Origin of the sequence: Streptomyces sp. NPDC005761 (assembly GCF_040630635.1) — a bacterium.
Classification (GTDB): domain Bacteria; phylum Actinomycetota; class Actinomycetes; order Streptomycetales; family Streptomycetaceae; genus Streptomyces.
This window is the reverse complement of sequence record NZ_JBEXXX010000044.1, coordinates 14,382-32,565: the sequence shown is the minus strand read 5'-3', so window position 1 is coordinate 32,565 and position 18,184 is coordinate 14,382. Positions and strand designations below refer to the sequence as shown.

The window sequence follows — 18,184 nt, the reverse complement described above, 5'->3', positions numbered from 1 at the left end:
CTTACGTTCTCCCCTACGCACGTGTCTACGGGCGTAGAAACGCGAAGAGGCTCTCTGACGCCGCGTCGAAGGAGCAGCTCATGTCCCACGTCGTACGCGCCGCACTCGTCCAGGCGACCTGGACCGGCGACACCGAATCCATGATCGCCAAGCACGAGGAACACGCTCGTGAGGCCGCCCGGCAGGGGGCGAAGATCATCGGGTTCCAGGAGGTGTTCAACGCCCCCTACTTCTGCCAGGTGCAGGAGCCCGAGCACTACCGCTGGGCGGAGGCCGTTCCCGACGGCCCGACCGTGCAGCGGATGCGGGAACTGGCCCGCGAGACCGGCATGGTGATCGTCGTCCCGGTCTTCGAGGTCGAGCAGTCCGGCTTCTACTACAACACCGCCGCCGTGATCGATGCCGACGGCTCGTACCTCGGCAAGTACCGCAAGCACCACATCCCGCAGGTCAAGGGGTTCTGGGAGAAGTACTACTTCAAGCCCGGAAACGTCGGCTGGCCCGTCTTCGACACGGCGGTGGGCAAGGTCGGCGTGTATATCTGCTACGACCGGCACTTCCCCGAGGGGTGGCGCCAACTCGGCCTCAACGGAGCTCAGTTGGTGTACAACCCGTCCGCGACCTCACGGGGCCTCTCGGGCTACCTCTGGCAGCTGGAGCAGCCCGCCTCCGCGGTCGCCAACGAGTACTTCGTCGCCGCGATCAATCGCGTGGGCCAGGAGGAGTACGGCGACAACGACTTCTACGGAACCAGCTACTTCGTCGACCCGCGCGGTCAGTTCGTCGGTGAGGTCGCCAGCGACAAGGCCGAGGAACTCCTCGTCCGTGACCTGGACTTCGGTCTCATCGAGGAAGTCCGGCAGCAGTGGGCGTTCTACCGGGACCGCCGCCCCGACGCGTACGAGGGGCTGGTGGAGCCGTGAGCGGTCTGCACCACCGCCACCTCGCGGTCAGCCCCGACTGGCTGGCCCTCTACTACCGGCGCCCGCTGGAGATCACCCACGGCGAGGGGCGCCACGTCTGGGACGCCGACGGCAACCGCTACCTCGACTTCTTCGGCGGCATCCTCACCACGATGACCGCCCACGCACTGCCCGAGGTCACCAAGGCGGTCAGTGAGCAGGCCGGGCGGATCATCCACTCATCGACGCTCTACCTGAACCGGCCGATGGTCGAACTCGCCGAGCGCATCGCCACGCTCTCCGGCATCCCGGAGGCGAGGGTCTTCTTCACCACCTCCGGGACCGAGGCCAACGACACGGCCCTGCTGCTCGCCACCACGTACCGCAGGTCGAACCAGATCCTCGCGATGCGCAACAGCTACCACGGCCGGTCCTTCTCCGCGGTCTCCATCACCGGCAACAACGCCTGGTCGCCCACCAGTCTGTCGCCGCTCCAGACGCTGTACGTGCACGGCGGAGTCCGCAACCGCGGCCCGTACGCGCACCTGGGCGACGGGGAGTTCATCGCCGCCTGCGTCGCGGACCTGGAGGACCTGCTCGGGCACACCCGCTCGCCCGCGGCGCTGATCGCCGAACCCATCCAGGGCGTGGGCGGGTTCACCTCGCCCCCCGACGGGCTGTACGCGGCGTTCCGCGAGGTCCTGAACCGGCACGGCATCCTGTGGATCTCCGACGAGGTGCAGACCGGCTGGGGACGCTCCGGCGAACACTTCTGGGGCTGGCAGGCGCACGGGAGGAACGGCCCGCCGGACATCCTCACGTTCGCCAAGGGCATCGGCAACGGCATGTCGGTCGGCGGTGTCGTCGCCCGCGCCGACGTCATGAACTGCCTGGACGCCAACTCCATTTCGACGTTCGGCGGCTCCCCGGTCACGATGGCCGCCGGACTCGCCAACCTCTCGTACCTCCTCGAACACGACCTTCAGGGCAACGCCCGTCGCGTCGGAGGTCTGCTCATCGAGCGCCTGCGTGCGATCGGTGCGACTTCGGAGTGCGTGAGGGAGGTGCGCGGACGCGGTCTGATGATCGGCATCGAACTGGTGAAGCCGGGCACCGGCGAGGCGAACCCCGAAGCAGCCGCGGCCGTGCTCGAAGCAGCCCGGGAGGGCGGCCTGCTCATCGGCAAGGGCGGGGGCCACGACACCAGCGTGCTCCGCATCGCGCCGCCGCTCTCACTGTCCATCCCGGAGGCGGAGGAGGGTGCGGAGATCCTGGCCGAGGCGCTGCGGTCGGTGAGGTGAGAGCGGGGGGCGCGGTGGCGGGGCGGCCACCGCACCCCCGTGCCGGCCGGGCAGACCGGCTAACCGGCACGCGCGAACATCACCGATCCGCCGAAGTCCTCGTCGTCCGTGCCCCACAGGCCCAGCCGCCCGGGCAGGAAGGCGATGGCCTCGATCTTCCGGTTGTCCTGCCGGGTGAATCGGCTGAGCGGGGTGAGGGCCTGCTCGGGCTTCATCCGCAGCACCGCGTCGTGGGCAGGGTTCACGGTGAGCCGGCCGGCGTCGTACACGGCGGAGGCGAACGGACCGGCGCTCACGTCGGGGTCCGAGGCCGCCGACACCATGACGGTGCCGTCGTCGAGCACCTTCAGATCACTGATGTGGCACACCTCGCCCTCGTCCGGGAACGGCACGGAGAACTCCTGCCGCGCCGAGACCATGCCGAAGTTCAAGCCGGTCGGCCCGATGTGCACCGAGGCGGCGTGCACGACGGCCTTCTCCGCACCGCTGCCCCGCGTGGCCCACACGGCGAAGGTCCGCCCGGACCGGTCGCGGTGCAGCGCGAAGCTCTCGTAGTTGTCGCCGTCGTGCCTGCCCGGCAGGGCGGCGTGCTCGGCCGTCGCCCGGCCGTTCGCGACGACGACGTGGTACGCGTCGCCGCGACTGGCCAGGGCGACGTAATGGCCGGGTTGGCCGGGCACCGCGTCGAGGGCCTCCAGGTCGGCGGGGGACATGCCGAGCCAGGGGAGCTCCGTGACGACGGGGTCACGGCCGGGCCGCAGGCGGACGGTCGCCAGCCCGTTCTCGAGGTCTCCCTCGGTGTCCCGTACGACGACCGCGTCGGCCAGCCCGCGGCCTGCGGGAGCGCCCTCGGTGAGCGCCATGCCGCTCACCCCGCCCCGGATCCCGGAGCCGACGCGCTGCCATCCGTCCGAGGCGGCGGCGGGGCCGAAGGGCGCGGCGGCGAGGGAGGCGCAGAGTACCGCCGTGACGATGATGCCTTTTCTGATCATGGAGCGAAGCTAAGGGCTGTCCCGCACTTCCTGGTGGATCAGCGCGCGGCGTCGGAGGCGGTGCATCGCAAGGCGGAGAGGCGCTCGCCTACTGGACGTATTCGGGCATTCCGACAGCGCGGCGTAGCGCCGTATCTGTCGTCGTGCGCCGCCAGGAACTGTGGGACAGCCCTTGGGAGGCACTCCCGAGGCGCCTGCCGGACAGCGCCGCTCCGTTGCGGCAAGTTCGCCCGCAAGGAGTGCGCTCACCCGTACGCGCCGGGACGGTCCCCGCACGGCGGGGCTCGCGCATACGACGCGGGGCGCGCCCGCCCGTGCGCCGGAACCGCCCGCGGACTGGGCCGGTCGAGTGCCGGGCGGATGAAACAGAAACGTCTTCATCGGTTAGCGGCAGCGGTATTGCCACAGTGGGTAACCCACTTCTACGTTCTTCACCACGCACCTTGTCTACGTGCGTAGACCCGTTCCGCCACAGTGAGGAGGGGTACATGAGCCGCACCGTCATCCACGGCGGCCTCGTCGTCACCGCGTCCGACGAGATCCACGCCGACGTGCTCGTCGAAGGAGGCCGCATCGCGGCACTCGCCGCGCACGGCACCGACGCAGCAGCGGGCTGGACCGCCGAGCGGACCATCGACGCCACCGGGAAGTACGTCATCCCGGGCGGTGTCGACGCGCACACCCACATGGAGATGCCGTTCGGCGGCACCTACGCGGCGGACACCTTCGAGACCGGCACCCGCGCCGCGGCCTGGGGTGGCACCACCACGATCGTCGACTTCGCGATCCAGTCCGTGGGGCGCTCCCTGCGTGAGGGGCTCGATGCCTGGTACGCCAAGGCGGACGGCAACTGTGCCATCGACTACGCGTTCCACATGATCCTCGCCGACGTGAACGAGTCGTCGCTCAAGGAGATGGACCTGCTGGTCGCGGAGGGCATCACCTCCTTCAAGCTCTTCATGGCCTACCCCGGCGTCTTCTACAGCGACGACGGGCAGATCCTGCGGGCCATGCAGCGGGCGGAGTCCAACGGCGGCCTGATGATGATGCACGCGGAGAACGGCATCGCCATCGACGTCCTCGTCGAGCAGGCCCTCGCCGCCGGCCGTACCGACCCCCGCTATCACGGCGACGTACGGAAGGTGGCGCTGGAGGCCGAGGCCACACACCGCGCCATCCAGCTCGCCCGCGTCGCAGGCTCCCCGCTCTACGTCGTGCACGTCTCCGCCGACGAGGCCGTCGCCGAGATCGCCGCCGCCCGGCACAAGGGGTTGCCCGTCTTCGGCGAGACCTGCCCGCAGTACCTCTTCCTCTCGACCGACAACCTCGCCGAGCCGGACTTCGAGGGCGCCAAGTACGTCTGCTCCACACCGCTGCGGCCGAAGGAACATCAGGAAGCGCTGTGGCGCGGGCTGCGGAACAACGAGCTCCAGGTCGTCTCCACCGACCACTGCCCCTTCTGCTTCTCCGGCCAGAAGGAGATGGGCCGCGGGGACTTCTCGAAGATCCCCAACGGCATGCCGGGGGTCGAGAACCGGATGGACCTCCTGCACCAGGCAGTGGTCGACGGCCACATCTCCCGCCGCCGCTGGATCGAGATCGCGTGCGCCTCCCCGGCCCGGATGTTCGGCCTCTATCCGAAGAAGGGCACCATCGCCCCCGGGGCCGACGCCGACATCGTCATCTACGACCCGGCCGCCGAACAGACCATCTCCGCCGAGACCCACCACATGAACGTCGACTACTCGGCGTACGAGGGAAAGCGGCTCACCGGCCAGGTGGAGACCGTGCTCTCGCGCGGTGAGGTCGTCATCGACCGCCGTACGTTCACCGGCCGCGCCGGCCACGGCATGTACACCCCGCGCGCCACCTGTCAGTACCTGGACTAGGAGCACCTGGTATGGACTTCGGACTCGTCCTGCAGACGGACCCGCCCGCCTCGGCCGTCGTCGGCCTGATGCGCCGCGCCGAACGCAACGGTTTCCGCTACGGCTGGACCTTCGACTCGGCGGTTCTCTGGCAGGAGCCCTTCGTCATCTACAGCCGCATCCTCGAACACACCGAACGCCTCGTGGTCGGTCCCATGGTGACCAACCCGGGCACCCGCACCTGGGAGGTGACCGCCTCCACCTTCGCCACCCTCAACGACATGTACGGCAACCGGACCGTGTGCGGGATCGGCCGCGGTGACTCGGCGATGCGCGTCGCCGGACGCAGCCCCAACACCCTGGCCCGGCTCGGCGAGGCCATCGACGTCATCCGTGACCTCGCCGAGGGACGCGAGGCACTCGTCGACGGACAGCCTGTGCAGATCCCCTGGGTCAAGGACGGCCGGCTGCCCGTCTGGATGGGTGCGTACGGCCCCAAGGCGCTCGCGCTCGCCGGGCAGAAGGCCGACGGCTTCATCCTCCAGCTCGCCGACCCCTTCCTCACCGAATGGATGATCAAAGCCGTACGGGACGCGGCCGCCGAGGCGGGACGGGACCCGGACGCCGTGACCATCTGCGTCGCCGCGCCCGCCTACGTGGGCGACGACCTCGACCACGCCCGCGAGCAGTGCCGCTGGTTCGGCGGCATGGTCGGCAACCACGTCGCGGACCTGGTCAGCCGCTACGGCGAGCACTCCGGGCTCGTGCCCGAGGCGCTGACCGCGTACATCGCCGGACGTTCCGGGTACGACTACAGCCACCACGGCCGCGCCGGGAACCCCGACACCACCTTCGTCCCCGACGAGATCGTCGACCGCTTCTGTCTGCTGGGCCCGCCCGAGGCGCACATCGAGAAGCTCCGGGCCCTGCGCGACCTCGGCGTCGACCAGTTCGCCGTCTACAACATGCACGACGCCCGCGAGGCCACCATCGACGCCTACGGTTCCGAGATCATCCCCGCGCTCAACGACTGACCACCGCTTCCCTCCGGCCGTACGCACCTCCCAGCCCCGCACGGCACCGTCCCCGAGCGAAGGGTCCAGCCGCCATGACATCGACCGCCCCACCGCCACCGCCCCGGGACCGGATACCCACGGCCCCGGACCGCGTCGAACTGCCCGCCGGCGCCGCTCCCGAGGACAGCCGGTTCGTCAATGACGACCTCCTGCCCGTCCCGCTGGAGCGGCGCAACTGGACCACGTACAACTTCGCAGCCCTCTGGGTCGGCATGGCCCACAACATCCCGTCCTGGCTCCTCGCGTCCGGCCTCGTCGCCCTCGGCATGGACTGGAAGCAGGCGGTCTTCACCATCGCGCTCGCCAACCTGATCGTCCTCGGTCCCATGCTGCTCACCGGACACGCCGGGCCCAAGTACGGCATCCCCTTCCCGGTGCTGGCCCGCGCCTCGTTCGGGCTGCGCGGCGCCAATCTGCCCGCCCTGATCCGGGCCGCGGTGGCGTGCGCCTGGTTCGGGATCCAGACCTGGATCGGCGGCGTCGGCATCTTCACCCTGCTCGGGAAGATCTTCGGCGGCTGGGCGGAGGCGAGCGAGGTCGGTGGGCAGCCGTGGACGCTGTGGCTCTGCTTCGTACTGTTCTGGGCGCTCGAACTCGCCATCATCTACCGGGGGATGGACACCCTGCGCCGGTTCGAGAACTGGGCGGCGCCCTTCGTCATCGTCGGCGCGCTGGTGCTGCTGGTCTGGGTCGCCGTCAAGGCGGGCGGCTTCGGCCCATTGCTGGACCAGCCCTCGAAGCTCGGCTGGGGCAGGGAGTTCTGGCCGGTCTTCTTCCCGTCGCTGATGGGCATGATCGCCTTCTGGGCGACGCTCTCCCTGAACATCCCCGACTTCACCCGCTTCGGCGCGGGCCAACGCGCCCAGATCCGCGGCCAGTCGCTCGGTCTCCCGACCACGATGACGCTCTTCGCGCTGCTCTCCGTCCTGGTGACCTCCGGCTCGCAGGCCGTCTACGGCGAGGCGATCTGGGACCCGGTGCAACTGGTCGCCCGCACCGACAACGTCTTCGGGCTGCTGTACGCGCTCGTGACCGTGCTGGTGGCGACGATCTCGGTGAATATCGCGGCGAACGTGGTCTCGCCCGCCTACGACCTGGCGAACCTCGCGCCCAAGTTCATCAACTTCCGTACCGGTGCGCTGGTCACGGGTGTCGTCGGCGTCGTGATCATGCCGTGGAAGCTCACCGAGACGCCCGAGCTGTACATCTTCACCTGGCTCGGACTCGTCGGCGGGCTGCTCGGTACGGTGGCGGGCATTCTCATCGCCGACTACTGGATCGTCCGGCGGACCGTGCTCGACCTCGCCGACCTCTACCGGCCCGGGGGCCGCCACTGGTACACGAACGGCTGGAACTGGCGGGCCGTCGCCGCGTTCGCCGTCGGCGGTGTCCTGGCGATCGGCGGTTCGCACTCCGAGCCGGGCAAGGGGCCGTTCCCGGCCGACGGCCTCGCCCCGTTCCTGAAACCCCTCGCCGACTACGGCTGGGCCGTCGGCCTGGCGTCCTCGCTGGTGCTGTACGTGGTGCTCACCGGGCGCGGAAGCGTCACACCGGGCTCGTCGACCGGCCCAGCAGCGCGCTGACGTCGAACGAGTCGGCCGGCGAGGGCGTGGTCCTGGGTACCGGATCATCGAAGTCGGAGAGGCCCACGACCGCGTCCGCGCCGTTGCCCTCGATGGTGAGTCGCAGGGGATACGGCTTTCCGGTGGCCGCCACGTCCAGCGTCAGAATGGTGCCGTCCCGCATCCTGGTCACCGGAATGACGGACGCCTTGCCGAGCGTGGTCTTCGCGCCCTTGTTGAGCGTGCCGGTGTCGTCGTTCGCGTTGTCGCTCACCAGCTTCTGGAAGGTGTTGAGGTCGCAGGTCCTGGTCAGCGCGCTCAGCCGGGGGTCGTCGGCCGCCCCCTTCACGTAGCGGTCGCCGACGATCGCGGCGAAGGCCGAGCCGCCGTTGGGGACCTGGTTCTCCCAGAAGTCCGCGTCCGGCTTGATCCAGATGTCGTCGCCCCTCTTCACGATCAGAGCCGAGCCCTGGCTGTCGCCGAGGTCCACCGAACCGTTGCAGTTGCCGTCCCGGTCCAGGGTGAGCTCCAGCGACATGGGTGTGCTGCCCTTGCCCAGGTCCCCGCTCGTGCTCAGGTGCAGCGACTGTGCGCCGAGCAGCGCGTCGCGGGAGCGGTCGGCGATCTGCTGTGCGGTGAGGTGATCGATGTCCTCCGCGTGGGCCACGCCGCCGACGAGACCGCTGCCGGTGACGGAGAGAACGATCGCCGCAGTCCATGCGGCGGGGCGTGTGCCGAGGTGTGGACCGGTCACGTCGCCTCCTCGAGGGGTCGTGGCGGGACTGTACGGGTCTGCGGTCCGAATCATTCGAGCGTACGCCGGGGGAGTGAGGGCCGCCCGGCGGTGCACCCTTGCCGGGCCTGGGGTGCGTACAGAGCGTGACGTCATGCGGTGTTTTCGGTTAAGCGGTCGGGGGACGGCTGTCAGGCACCGTCTTCGTCACGACCGAGAGGGAAACATGAAGAAGTCCATGGGGAGTCCGTCCAGGGTTGCCGTGCGCGCCGCCGTCACCGGGCTGACCGCAGCGCTCGCGGTGTCCACCGGTCTGGCCACGGCGGCTTCGGCCGCGGCTGGGGCGAAGACCCCGCCGGGACTTTCCTGCGACACGGGCAAGCACGCCGTCGACGACTACACCGGCTACGCGCTGTGCAGGAACAACGGCGGCACGGCGCAGACGTTCTGGGTGCACCTGGTCTGCGGCTGGTCCCCGGACGTCGACGGGGAGCACGTCACGCTGAACCCCGGCCAGTCCGGCCAGTCGACGGCGCACTGCGCCGGACTCGGCACCGGGATCGGTGAGATCACCGTTCAGCCGTAGGGCCGGCACCGCTCGGCCTCGGGCCGGGTGCCCGGCGTGGTGCCGCTGCCGCGGTGCGGCACCACGCGAGCCGGGGCGACCGGTTGAGGGATCGGCCGCGACTCGTTACCCTCCAGTAAGTTTGTTCGGTCGGACAGGTGCGCGCACCTGACGGTACGAGGAGGCGCTCAGCCCATGTCCTCAGTGGAATCCACCGGAACGGACGTCGACGCCCCGACCGGTCTGGCCGAAAGCGCACGCGCCCTCGCGGACGGCCGCACCACCGCGACCCGGCTGGTCACCGAGGCCCTCGCCCGGATCGAAGCGAGCCAGGGCACCCTCAACGCCTTCCGGCACCTGCGCGCGACCGCCGCACTCGCCGAGGCCGCCGAGGCAGACCGCCGACTCGACGCGGGAGAGCGGCTGCCGCTGCTCGGGGTGCCCGTCGCCGTCAAGGACGACACCGATGTCGCCGGGCTCCCCACCCACTTCGGCTGCGCGGGGGAGCTGCCCGTCGCGACCGCCGACAGCGAGTCCGTACGCAGGCTGCGTGCGGCCGGGGCCGTGATCGTCGGGAAGACCAACTCCTGCGAACTGGGCCAGTGGCCGTTCACCGAGGGATCGGCCTTCGGCGCCACCCGTAATCCGTGGAACACCGATCACACCCCTGGCGGCTCGTCCGGCGGTTCGGCGGCAGCCGTGGCCGCCGGCCTGGTGCCCGCCGCGCTGGGCTCCGACGGCGCCGGGTCCGTCCGTATCCCCGCCGCCTGGACCCACCTCGTCGGCATCAAGCCGCAGCGCGGCCGGATCTCCGTGCACCCCCACAGCGACGCCTTCCAGGGGCTCACGGTCAACGGCCCGCTGGCCCGGACCGTCGCGGATGCCGCCCTGCTGCTGGACGCCGTCGCGGGAGCGCACCCCGACGACCCGCACCGCCCGCCCCCCGTCGAGGCCTCGGCCGCGGCCCGCCGTGACCCGGGCCGGCTGCGCATCGCCCTCGCCTGGCGCCCCCCGCTCACCCTCACCGGCACGGCCCCCCATCCCGACGTCCGCCGGGCCGTCACCGAACTGGCCGAGGCGCTGGCCCGGCTCGGCCACCACGTGGAGGAGGCCCGGCCCCGCTACGGGCTGATCGGCCTCGGCTTCGTACCCCGTGCCACCGCAGGCATCGCCGAACTCGCAGCCCGGCACCCCGAACCGCTCCTCCTGGACCCCCGCACCCGCAGCGCGCTGCGTACCGGAACCCGCCTCGGGGGCAGGGTGGTGCGGGCGGCCCGGGAGCGGGAGGTGCGCCAACACCGGCGTATCGGCGCCCTGTTCCATCCCTCCCGCGGCCGGACCGGAGCGGGATTCGACGTGCTGCTCACCCCCACGACAGCCCTGCCGCCTCCCCGTATCGGCAGGTTCGACGGGCTGAGCGCCTGGCGCACCGATGTCGCGATCGCCGAGGCGTGCCCCTACGCCTGGCCGTGGAACGTCCTGGGCTGGCCCGGAATCAACGTCCCCGCGGGATTCACCCCCGGCGGGCTCCCCGTCGGAGCCCAACTGCTCGGCCCCTCCCGCAGCGAGGAGCGGCTCATCTCGCTGGCGGCCCAGCTGGAGTCCGACCGCCGCTGGTACGAGCACCGCCCGCCGGCCTCGGCGTAGTCGGCGGCCGGCCCCCCACGGCACTGACCGCCGGCCTGTTCAGGCTTCGGTGACCGTCATGCGCGCTCCCTCGTCTCCGTGGTGAGCGTGGCCTCGACGCGCCCGACGGCGCAGATCGCCCCGAACGCGATCAGATGGACCAGGCAGTGATCGGTGAACGGCGGTGCGAGCCAGGCGGCCACGTCCTCGTCCGTGATCCGGTACGGAGCGCGCGCCGCGAGCAGCGCCAGCCGGGCGCCCGGGCGCTCCGTCCGGTCCGGCAGATCCGCCCCGTGCAACGGCAGAGGAGTGACACCGTCCCAGGCCGCCACCGACGCTCTTACGAGCGCCGCGTCCTCGTCGCTCAGCAGCCCGGCACCCAGTTGCGACGCGGTGCGCAGGGCGCCGAACGCGGTGCCGACGGCGGTGCCCGCCGCCCAGGCCGGCGCCTCGCCCTCCGTCTCGAGCAGGGGCAGGCTCAGACCGGTCACCAACTCGCGGCGCACGGTCCGGGAAAGGGACCGGCCCGCCGCACTCCGCACGGCACGGATCCGCTGGAGACCGCCGGGCAGCATGGTCTCGGTCAGCAACGAGGAGACGATCCGGTTGATGAAGTGGAAGGAGAGGGCGGTCCCGATCTGTTCGGGTGCGGCGGCGGGCGGGAACGGCTGCGACGTGCTCATGTCCTTCCCCCAGGCCAGCAGCCGGCGATGGGACGGATCGTCGGGCTGCTCACCGCGGGCGATCGTCTCCGCCAGCCGGTGGTCGCCGGTGGCGTGCAGCAGCACGGTGTGCGCGTCCACGCAGAACGGACAGCGGTTGGCGAGCGACACCCCGGCCGCCACCACCTCCTTGTCCGTGCGCGAGACCTGCCCGGCCAGCAGCGACTCGCGCATCAGGGCCCAGGCCGAGGTGAGGAGCGGCGGGGAAGCGGACAGGACGACGAAGGTCGGCGCGCGCTCGATCCCGAAGTCGGTGGCCATCTGTGCGTAGACGTCGGCGACCACGCCGGTCGCCGATTTCGGAGGTACGGGCGAGGTGTAGCGGAAAGGTCCGGTCATGGCGACGATGCTCGCCCGCGGGCCGGGGCCGGGGCGTCGTACCGACGGAGGCAATCGCGGCTGGTCCCTTCCGGCCGGGGGTGGGCGGCCACTACTGCCCGGGGAGTAGTGCGGGGCCGGTCCTCAGGGCTGATGCCCCGGCTGCCGTACGGGAGTTAGGGTGCGGCACATGACGGGGGACACGCGGGATGCGGGGCGCCGCGCCCGGCTGCTGGACGTGGGGCTCGCGGTGGCGATCGGTGCGGCGGTCACCGTCGCCGCCCTTGCGGCGTCGGCGCCCGGCGTACTCGATCTGGTGCTCGTCGCGATCGGCTCGCTGGCCCTCGCCGAGCACCGTCGCGCGCCTCGCGCGGTGCTCGTCGTCACCACACTCGCCATGTTCGGGTACGTGCTCCACGCGCATCCGGGCACCTGGGCGGCGTTCCCCGTGCTGGCCGCGGTGCACGCCGCCGCCCGCAGCGGACACCGCGCCCTGGGCGTGGCGGCCGGCGCCCTCTTCCTCGCCGGATACTTCGCCGTCCTGATCACGGTCTCACCCGCCGTCGAGGACGTCGTGGAGCGGACCCTGCTGCTCCTCGGCTGGTTCCTCTGCGCCGGGGTCACCGGACTCATCGACAAGAACTGGCAGGCCTACCTGCGCCAGACCGAGCAGCGGGCCCTGGACGCCGAACGCACCCGCGACGAGACCGCGCTGCGACGGGCGGGGGAGGAGCGGCTGCGGATCGCCCGCGAACTGCACGACTCGCTCACTCACTCCATCTCGATCGTCAAGCTCCAGGCGGGAGTCGCCGTCCACCTGGCCCGCAAGCGCGGCACCGAGGTGGAGCCCGCCCTGCTGGCCATCCAGGAGGCCAGCGGTGAGGCGATGCGTGAACTGCGCGCCACGCTGGAGGTGTTGCGCACGGACGTGGTCGAGCCCGGCACCGGTCTCGACCGGATCGGCGAGCTGGCCGAACGGGCCCGGAGCGCGGGCATCACACTCGCGCTCATCGTCAGCGGCGACGAACGGCCGCTGCCCGCGGCCGTGGACCGCGCCGCGTACCGCATCGTGCAGGAAGCCCTCACCAACGTGGCCCGGCACGCAGACCGGGCGCCGACCACCGTCCGGCTCGCCTACGGGCCGAGCGCGCTGACCGTGCACGTCGACGACCACGGTCCGTGCGGCCCGGACGACACCGTCACCGCGGGCACCGGCCTCACCGGCATGCGGGAACGCGTCACGGCGCTCGGCGGCACCCTGGCCGCCGCACCGCGCCGGGCCGGCGGCTTCTCCGTGCGCGCCGAACTCCCCCTGTACTCCGCAGGATCCGGCGGATGAGCAGCGAGACCGACCCCCCGCTCCGGGTCCTCATCGTCGACGACCAGGCCCTCATGCGGGCCGGCTTCCGGGCGCTGCTCGACGCGGAGGACGGCATCGAGGTCGTCGGGGAAGCGGCGAACGGCCGCGAGGGGCTGGAGCTCGCGAGGCTGCACATCCCCGACATCGCTCTCGTCGACGTGCAGATGCCGGTGATGACGGGCATCGAAGCCACTCGGGCGATCGCCGCCGACCCGCTGCTGGGCGGGGTGCACGTGGTGATCCTGACCAACTACGGCCTGGACGAGTACGTGTTCGACGCACTGCGCGCCGGAGCGGCGGGCTTCCTGCTCAAGGACACCGAACCCGCCGAACTGCTCCATGCCGTCCGTGTCGCGGCCCGCGGCGACGCCCTGCTCTCGCCCGCCATCACCCGCAGACTGATCGGCGAGTTCGTCGCCCGGCCCCCGGACCGCACGACCGCGCCCGGCTTCGAGACCCTCACCCGCCGGGAGCGTGAGGTCAGCGCGCTGGCGGCCCGGGGTCTGACGAACGAGGAGATCGCCGCGCACATGGTCATCAGCCCGTTCACCGCGAAGACGCACATCAGTCGCGCCATGACCAAGCTCGGGGCCCGCGACCGGGCCCAACTCGTCGTCTTCGCCTACGAGTCGGGGCTCGTCACCCCGCGGGAACGGTGATGTCGTACAGCGCCGCTGCTACGGCACCCGGGCGGTCCACTCCTCCGTGCCGAACTTGGTGCGCACGAGTTCCTCCGCCCTGGCCAGTTCCTCGGGGGTCACCTGACCCTGCGACAGACCGTGCCGGTTGCGGAACGACGCGATCATCCGCTCGATGACGTCCTGACGGGGCAGCCCGGTCTGCCGGCGCAAGGGGTCGACGCGCTTCTTGGCGCTCTTCGTTCCCTTGTCGGACATCTTCTCCTTGCCGATGCGCAGGACGTCGAGCATCTTGTCGGCGTCGATGTCGTACGACATGGTCACGTGGTGCAGCACGGCGCCGGGGCCTCCGTCCGGCCCCACCACGCGCTTCTGTGCAGCCCCCGCGATCTTCCCGACCTCGGTCGCGATGTCGTTGAGCGGCTGGTACCAGGCCTTGATCCCCATGTCGCCGAGCGCTTCGAGCACCCAGTCGTCCAGATAGGCGTAGCTGTCGGCGAAGGAGAGGCCGGAGACGAGGGAGTGGGGGACCGCGAGCGAGTACGTGATGGTGCTGCTCGGCTCCGCGAACATGGCGCCGCCCCCGGAGACGCGCCGGACCACCGTGACACCGTGGCGGTCGACACCTGCCGGGTCGACCTCGTTGCGCAGGGACTGGAAGCTGCCGATGATCACCGCGGGGGAGTCCCACTCCCACACCCGCAGCGTCGGCGGGCGCCGCCCGGCTGCGACCTCGGCCGTGATGACCTCGTCGAGCGCCATATGGAGCGCGGGGGACTGCGGGGCGTCGTGGATGAGCTGCCAGTCGTAGTCGCTCCACTCCGTGGCGTGCGCCAGCGCCCGGCGTACGGCGACGGCCACGCCCTCGGACGTGAGTCCCAGCATCACCGTCGACCCGGGCAGGGCCGCGTCGATCCGCGCGGCCAGCCCGGCGGTATCGGTCGTTGCCGGAGCACCCTCGAGCGCCGCGTCGATCGTGAGGATCGCCTCGTCCGGCTCCAGGAAGAAGTCACCCGCCACCCGTACATCGCGCAGCGCCCCGCCCCGGACGCCCAGGTCCACCACGACCAGTTTGCCGCCGGGCACCTTGTACTCACCGTGCACAGCCATGCCTCCCGTTCTTCGCCGGCCCTTATGCCTACGAATCGGGCCCGACGAGGCATAACGTCGCGGACGAGAGGTTTTAATCCGCCGCTCGGCCATGAGGGGCCCGGCCCCTCCCCGCAAGGAGAGACCGGTGCGCGTGGCGTCAGGCGGTACCGAGCGCGGTGCGCAGGGCGTCCAGGTCCTTCGCGAACGCCGCACCGATGACGAACGCTCCGTCGCCCTGCACCTCACCCCGGCCGGAGTGGAACTCCAGCACGAGGCCCGCGGCGTCCCGGTGGCCATCGGTGATGCCATGGGTCTGACCCCCGAGCAGCACGCGACCGCCCGGCAGTTGCTCCGTCTGCCCGCCGCGAACGTCGCTCGCCCGGCGTCGTCGCTACGACTTCTGGCCGGTGGGCGTGCCCGTCGCGGGGCTCGGGGAGTCGTTGCGGCGGTGATTTCGCGGCGGCGCCTGCGCGCTCCACAGGCGCATATCGGCCGCGTCGGCCAGTGGTATGTACCAAGGTCTTGACACCCGCTTCGTTCAATTCTTAAATCACATGGTGAACTAAGCGGCTCCACCGCCCCACCCGTATGCGGTACTTCACGTCACCCCCCCCGCCCCGGTCGGCGCAGCTCTCCGCACCCCCGCGCCCTGGTCTGTCGTGTGTATGAGTGTCATATGCATGACAGATTCCCCTTCCTCCCCCCTCACGCACCGGAAGGGAGAGTCATGGACTCCCCACGCCGTACGCGGCGCCTGCTGCACTCCGTACTCTCGGTTCTCACCATCGCCCTGGTCACGACCACCCTCGCGGGCAGCGGCGGCCCCGCATCGGCGTCCGCCGCCCCGATGGCGGACACCGCGGCAGCCGCCGCGGTCACGACGTTCGCCGACGAGTTCGACGGCGCCGCCGGGTCGGCGGTCAACGGCAGCAAGTGGCAGATCGAGACGGGCGACAACGTCAACAACCACGAGCGCCAGTACTACACGGCGGGCAACAGCAACGCCGCGCTGGACGGCCAGGGGCACCTGGTCATCACCGCGCGGAAGGAGAACCCGAACAACTACCAGTGCTGGTACGGCACATGCCAGTACACCTCGGCCCGGCTCAACACCTCCGGGAAGTTCACCCAGACCTACGGGCACGTCGAGGCGCGGATGAAGATCCCGCGCGGGCAGGGCATGTGGCCTGCCTTCTGGATGCTCGGTGAGGACATCGGACAGGTCGGCTGGCCGAACTCCGGCGAGATCGACATCATGGAGAACGTCGGCTTCGAGCCCTCCACGGTCCACGGCACCCTGCACGGCCCCGGCTACTCCGGCTCCGCCGGTATCGGCGCCGGATACACCCTTCCCAACGGGCAGGCCTTCGCCGACGCGTTCCACACCTTCGCCATCGACTGGGCCCCCAACTCGGTGACCTGGTCCGTGGACGGCAACGTCTACCAGCACCGCACGCCCGCCGACACCGGCGGCAACACCTGGGCCTTCAACAAGCCCTTCTTCCTCATCCTCAACCTCGCGGTCGGCGGCTACTGGCCGGGCGATCCCGACGGCAACACCACCTTCCCGCAGCAGCTCGTGGTCGACCACGTGCGTGTCACCACCAGTGACACCCAGCCGGCAACGGGCGGACCGATCACCGGCCTGGCGGGCAAGTGCGTGGACGTCGCCGCGGCAGCCACCGCCAACGGCACCCCGGTGCAGCTCTACGACTGCAACGGCTCCAACGCCCAGCGGTGGAGCGTGAACGCGGACGGTACGATCCGCGCCCTCGGCAAGTGCCTCGACGTCGCCTCGGGCGGGACCGCCGACGGCACGGTCGTGCAGTTGTGGGACTGCAACGGTTCGGCGGCCCAGCGCTGGGTCGTGAGCGGGGCGCGCGACATCGTCAATCCGCAGGCGAACAAGTGTCTGGACGTCACCGGCAACAGCTCGGCGAACGGCACCCGGCTGCAGATCTGGACCTGTGGGGGCACCGCCAACCAGAAGTGGACGGTGAGCAGTTGATGGCCAGACACTTCACCGGTGGACGCTTGCCCGCGGTCCGGAGCCTGCTCGGTGCCGGAGCGGCCGCGGCACTGCTGGCGGGCCTGACCGGCTCCCCCGCCATGGGCGCCGCCACGGCCACCGGCCAGATCACGGGGCTCGCCGGCAAGTGCGTGGACGTCGCCGCCGCGGGCACCGCAAACGGGACCCCGGTGCAGCTCTACGACTGCAACGGCACCAACGCCCAACAGTGGGACGTCGGTTCGGACGGGAGCATCAAGGCGCTGGGCAAGTGCCTGGATGTGACGTCGGCGGGGACGGCTGACGGCACCCCGGTCCAGTTGTGGGACTGCAACGGCTCGGCGGCCCAGCGCTGGAGCGTCACCGCGGCGCACGACATCGTCAATCCGCAGGCGGACAAGTGCCTGGACGTCGCCGGCAACAATGCGGCGAACGGCACCCGGCTCCAGATCTGGACCTGCACGGGTGCCGCGAACCAGAAGTGGACCGCCCCCGCCGGCGGGGGAGGTACGACGCCCCCCGCCGGAGCGATGGCCGTCGCCCCGTACCTCTACAACGGCTGGGGCAGCCCTCCCAGCCCGACGACCGTCATGAACGCCACCGGGGTCAAGTGGTTCACGCTGGCCTTCGTCCTCAGCAACGGGTATTGCAACCCGCAGTGGGACGGCGGCCGGCCGTTGACCGGAGGCGTCGACCAGCAGACGGTGAACACCGTCCGGGCCGCAGGCGGCGACGTGATCCCGTCCTTCGGCGGCTGGAGCGGCAACAAGCTGGAGAGCTCCTGCTCCAGCGCCGGTGAGCTGGCCGCCGCGTACCAGAAGGTCATCAACGCCTACGGGCTCAAGGCGATCGACATCGACATCGAGGCCGAGGCGTACGACAGTGCCACCGTCCAGCAGCGCACGGTCGACGCGCTGAGGACGGTCAAGGCCAACAATCCCGGGCTCAAGGTCTACGTCACCTTCGGCACCGGCCAGAACGGCCCCGACGACAGCCTCGTCCGCAAGGCCGCCGCCGCCGGGCTGACCGTCGACAGCTGGACGATCATGCCGTTCAACTTCGGCGGGGCGGGTCAGAACATGGGCGCCCTCACCGTCAGTGCGGCCGAAGGGCTGAAGAACACGGTCAGGAGCGCCTACGGCTATTCGGACGACCAGGCCTACCGGCACACCGGCATCTCGTCGATGAACGGCATCACCGACAACGGCGAGACCGTCACGGTCGCGGACTTCCGCACCATCCTCGGGTACGCGCAGCAGCGGCACCTCGCGCGGCTGACCTTCTGGTCGGTCAACCGCGACCGCCCGTGCACCGGGGGCGGCGCCGACACCTGTTCGGGCGTCTCCCAGCAGCCCTGGGACTACACCAAGGTGTTCGCCCAGTACGCCGGCTGACCGGCCGCACCGGCCGTCCTGCGAGGG

16 protein-coding genes are annotated in these 18,184 nt (G+C 70.8%); 11 read left to right on the top strand and 5 right to left on the bottom strand.

Annotation, left to right across the window (positions count from 1 at the left end):
- Positions 1-80: 80 nt before the first annotated feature.
- Together ABZ434_RS29705 and ABZ434_RS29700 are read left to right on the top strand one after the other, a co-directional pair.
- The gene (locus ABZ434_RS29705; protein WP_359143022.1) at positions 81-923 is read left to right on the top strand and encodes a nitrilase-related carbon-nitrogen hydrolase; all 843 of its coding nucleotides are present in this window, start codon (positions 81-83) and stop codon (positions 921-923) included.
- A complete protein-coding gene (locus ABZ434_RS29700; RefSeq protein WP_359143020.1) occupies positions 920-2,203 on the top strand; it encodes an aspartate aminotransferase family protein in 1,284 nt (427 codons plus the stop codon). The genes ABZ434_RS29705 and ABZ434_RS29700 overlap by 4 nt, the downstream gene beginning before the upstream one ends.
- A 59-nt stretch (positions 2,204-2,262) precedes the next feature.
- On the opposite strand, the gene ABZ434_RS29695 is transcribed toward ABZ434_RS29700, so the two are convergent.
- The gene (locus tag ABZ434_RS29695; protein WP_359143018.1) at positions 2,263-3,195 is read right to left on the bottom strand and encodes a hypothetical protein; all 933 of its coding nucleotides are present in this window, start codon (positions 3,193-3,195) and stop codon (positions 2,263-2,265) included.
- A 488-nt stretch (positions 3,196-3,683) separates the two neighbouring features.
- Here ABZ434_RS29695 and hydA point away from each other — a divergent pair, with 488 nt between their 5' ends.
- The 3 genes from hydA to ABZ434_RS29680 all read left to right on the top strand — a co-directional run bounded on the left by hydA (position 3,684) and on the right by ABZ434_RS29680 (position 7,722).
- Positions 3,684-5,084, top strand: a complete 1,401-nt coding sequence (gene hydA / locus ABZ434_RS29690; RefSeq protein ID WP_359143016.1) for a dihydropyrimidinase — start codon at positions 3,684-3,686, stop codon at positions 5,082-5,084.
- An 11-nt stretch (positions 5,085-5,095) separates the two neighbouring features.
- Positions 5,096-6,097, top strand: coding sequence for a TIGR03842 family LLM class F420-dependent oxidoreductase (locus tag ABZ434_RS29685; protein ID WP_359143014.1), 1,002 nt, complete (start codon positions 5,096-5,098; stop codon positions 6,095-6,097).
- A 74-nt stretch (positions 6,098-6,171) separates the two neighbouring features.
- A complete protein-coding gene (locus ABZ434_RS29680; protein ID WP_359143012.1) occupies positions 6,172-7,722 on the top strand; it encodes an NCS1 family nucleobase:cation symporter-1 in 1,551 nt (516 codons plus the stop codon).
- On the opposite strand, the gene ABZ434_RS29675 is transcribed toward ABZ434_RS29680, so the two are convergent.
- Positions 7,685-8,455 (bottom strand): hypothetical protein, encoded by a 771-nt coding sequence (locus ABZ434_RS29675; protein ID WP_359143010.1) that lies wholly within the window; start codon positions 8,453-8,455, stop codon positions 7,685-7,687. The genes ABZ434_RS29680 and ABZ434_RS29675 overlap by 38 nt on opposite strands.
- Positions 8,456-8,660: 205 nt before the next feature.
- Between ABZ434_RS29675 and ABZ434_RS29670 the strand changes: the two genes are divergently transcribed.
- Entirely contained in the window at positions 8,661-9,020 is a 360-nt protein-coding gene (locus ABZ434_RS29670; RefSeq protein ID WP_359143008.1) for a hypothetical protein, read from the top strand.
- Between the two features lie 174 nt (positions 9,021-9,194).
- Entirely contained in the window at positions 9,195-10,646 is a 1,452-nt protein-coding gene (locus ABZ434_RS29665; RefSeq protein ID WP_359143006.1) for an amidase, read from the top strand.
- A 56-nt stretch (positions 10,647-10,702) separates the two neighbouring features.
- Here ABZ434_RS29665 and ABZ434_RS29660 read toward each other — a convergent pair whose 3' ends face one another.
- Entirely contained in the window at positions 10,703-11,686 is a 984-nt protein-coding gene (locus ABZ434_RS29660) for a carboxymuconolactone decarboxylase family protein (RefSeq protein WP_359143004.1), read from the bottom strand.
- A gap of 169 nt (positions 11,687-11,855) precedes the next feature.
- Between ABZ434_RS29660 and ABZ434_RS29655 the strand changes: the two genes are divergently transcribed.
- On the top strand, positions 11,856-13,004 hold the full coding sequence (locus ABZ434_RS29655) for a sensor histidine kinase (RefSeq protein WP_359143002.1): 1,149 nt from the start codon (positions 11,856-11,858) through the stop codon (positions 13,002-13,004).
- Entirely contained in the window at positions 13,001-13,684 is a 684-nt protein-coding gene (locus ABZ434_RS29650; protein ID WP_359143000.1) for a response regulator transcription factor, read from the top strand. Before ABZ434_RS29655 ends, ABZ434_RS29650 begins: the two co-directional genes overlap by 4 nt.
- Positions 13,685-13,702: 18 nt before the next feature.
- On the opposite strand, the gene ABZ434_RS29645 is transcribed toward ABZ434_RS29650, so the two are convergent.
- Positions 13,703-14,767 (bottom strand): biotin/lipoate A/B protein ligase family protein, encoded by a 1,065-nt coding sequence (locus ABZ434_RS29645; protein ID WP_359143089.1) that lies wholly within the window; start codon positions 14,765-14,767, stop codon positions 13,703-13,705.
- Positions 14,768-14,912: 145 nt separating this feature from the next.
- Positions 14,913-15,086 (bottom strand): hypothetical protein, encoded by a 174-nt coding sequence (locus tag ABZ434_RS29640; protein ID WP_359142998.1) that lies wholly within the window; start codon positions 15,084-15,086, stop codon positions 14,913-14,915.
- A gap of 396 nt (positions 15,087-15,482) precedes the next feature.
- On the opposite strand from ABZ434_RS29640, the gene ABZ434_RS29635 reads away from it, so the two are divergent.
- Together ABZ434_RS29635 and ABZ434_RS29630 are read left to right on the top strand one after the other, a co-directional pair.
- A complete protein-coding gene (locus ABZ434_RS29635; protein WP_359142996.1) occupies positions 15,483-16,763 on the top strand; it encodes a family 16 glycosylhydrolase in 1,281 nt (426 codons plus the stop codon).
- Entirely contained in the window at positions 16,763-18,157 is a 1,395-nt protein-coding gene (locus tag ABZ434_RS29630; RefSeq protein ID WP_359142995.1) for an RICIN domain-containing protein, read from the top strand. Before ABZ434_RS29635 ends, ABZ434_RS29630 begins: the two co-directional genes overlap by 1 nt.
- Positions 18,158-18,184: the final 27 nt, after the last annotated feature.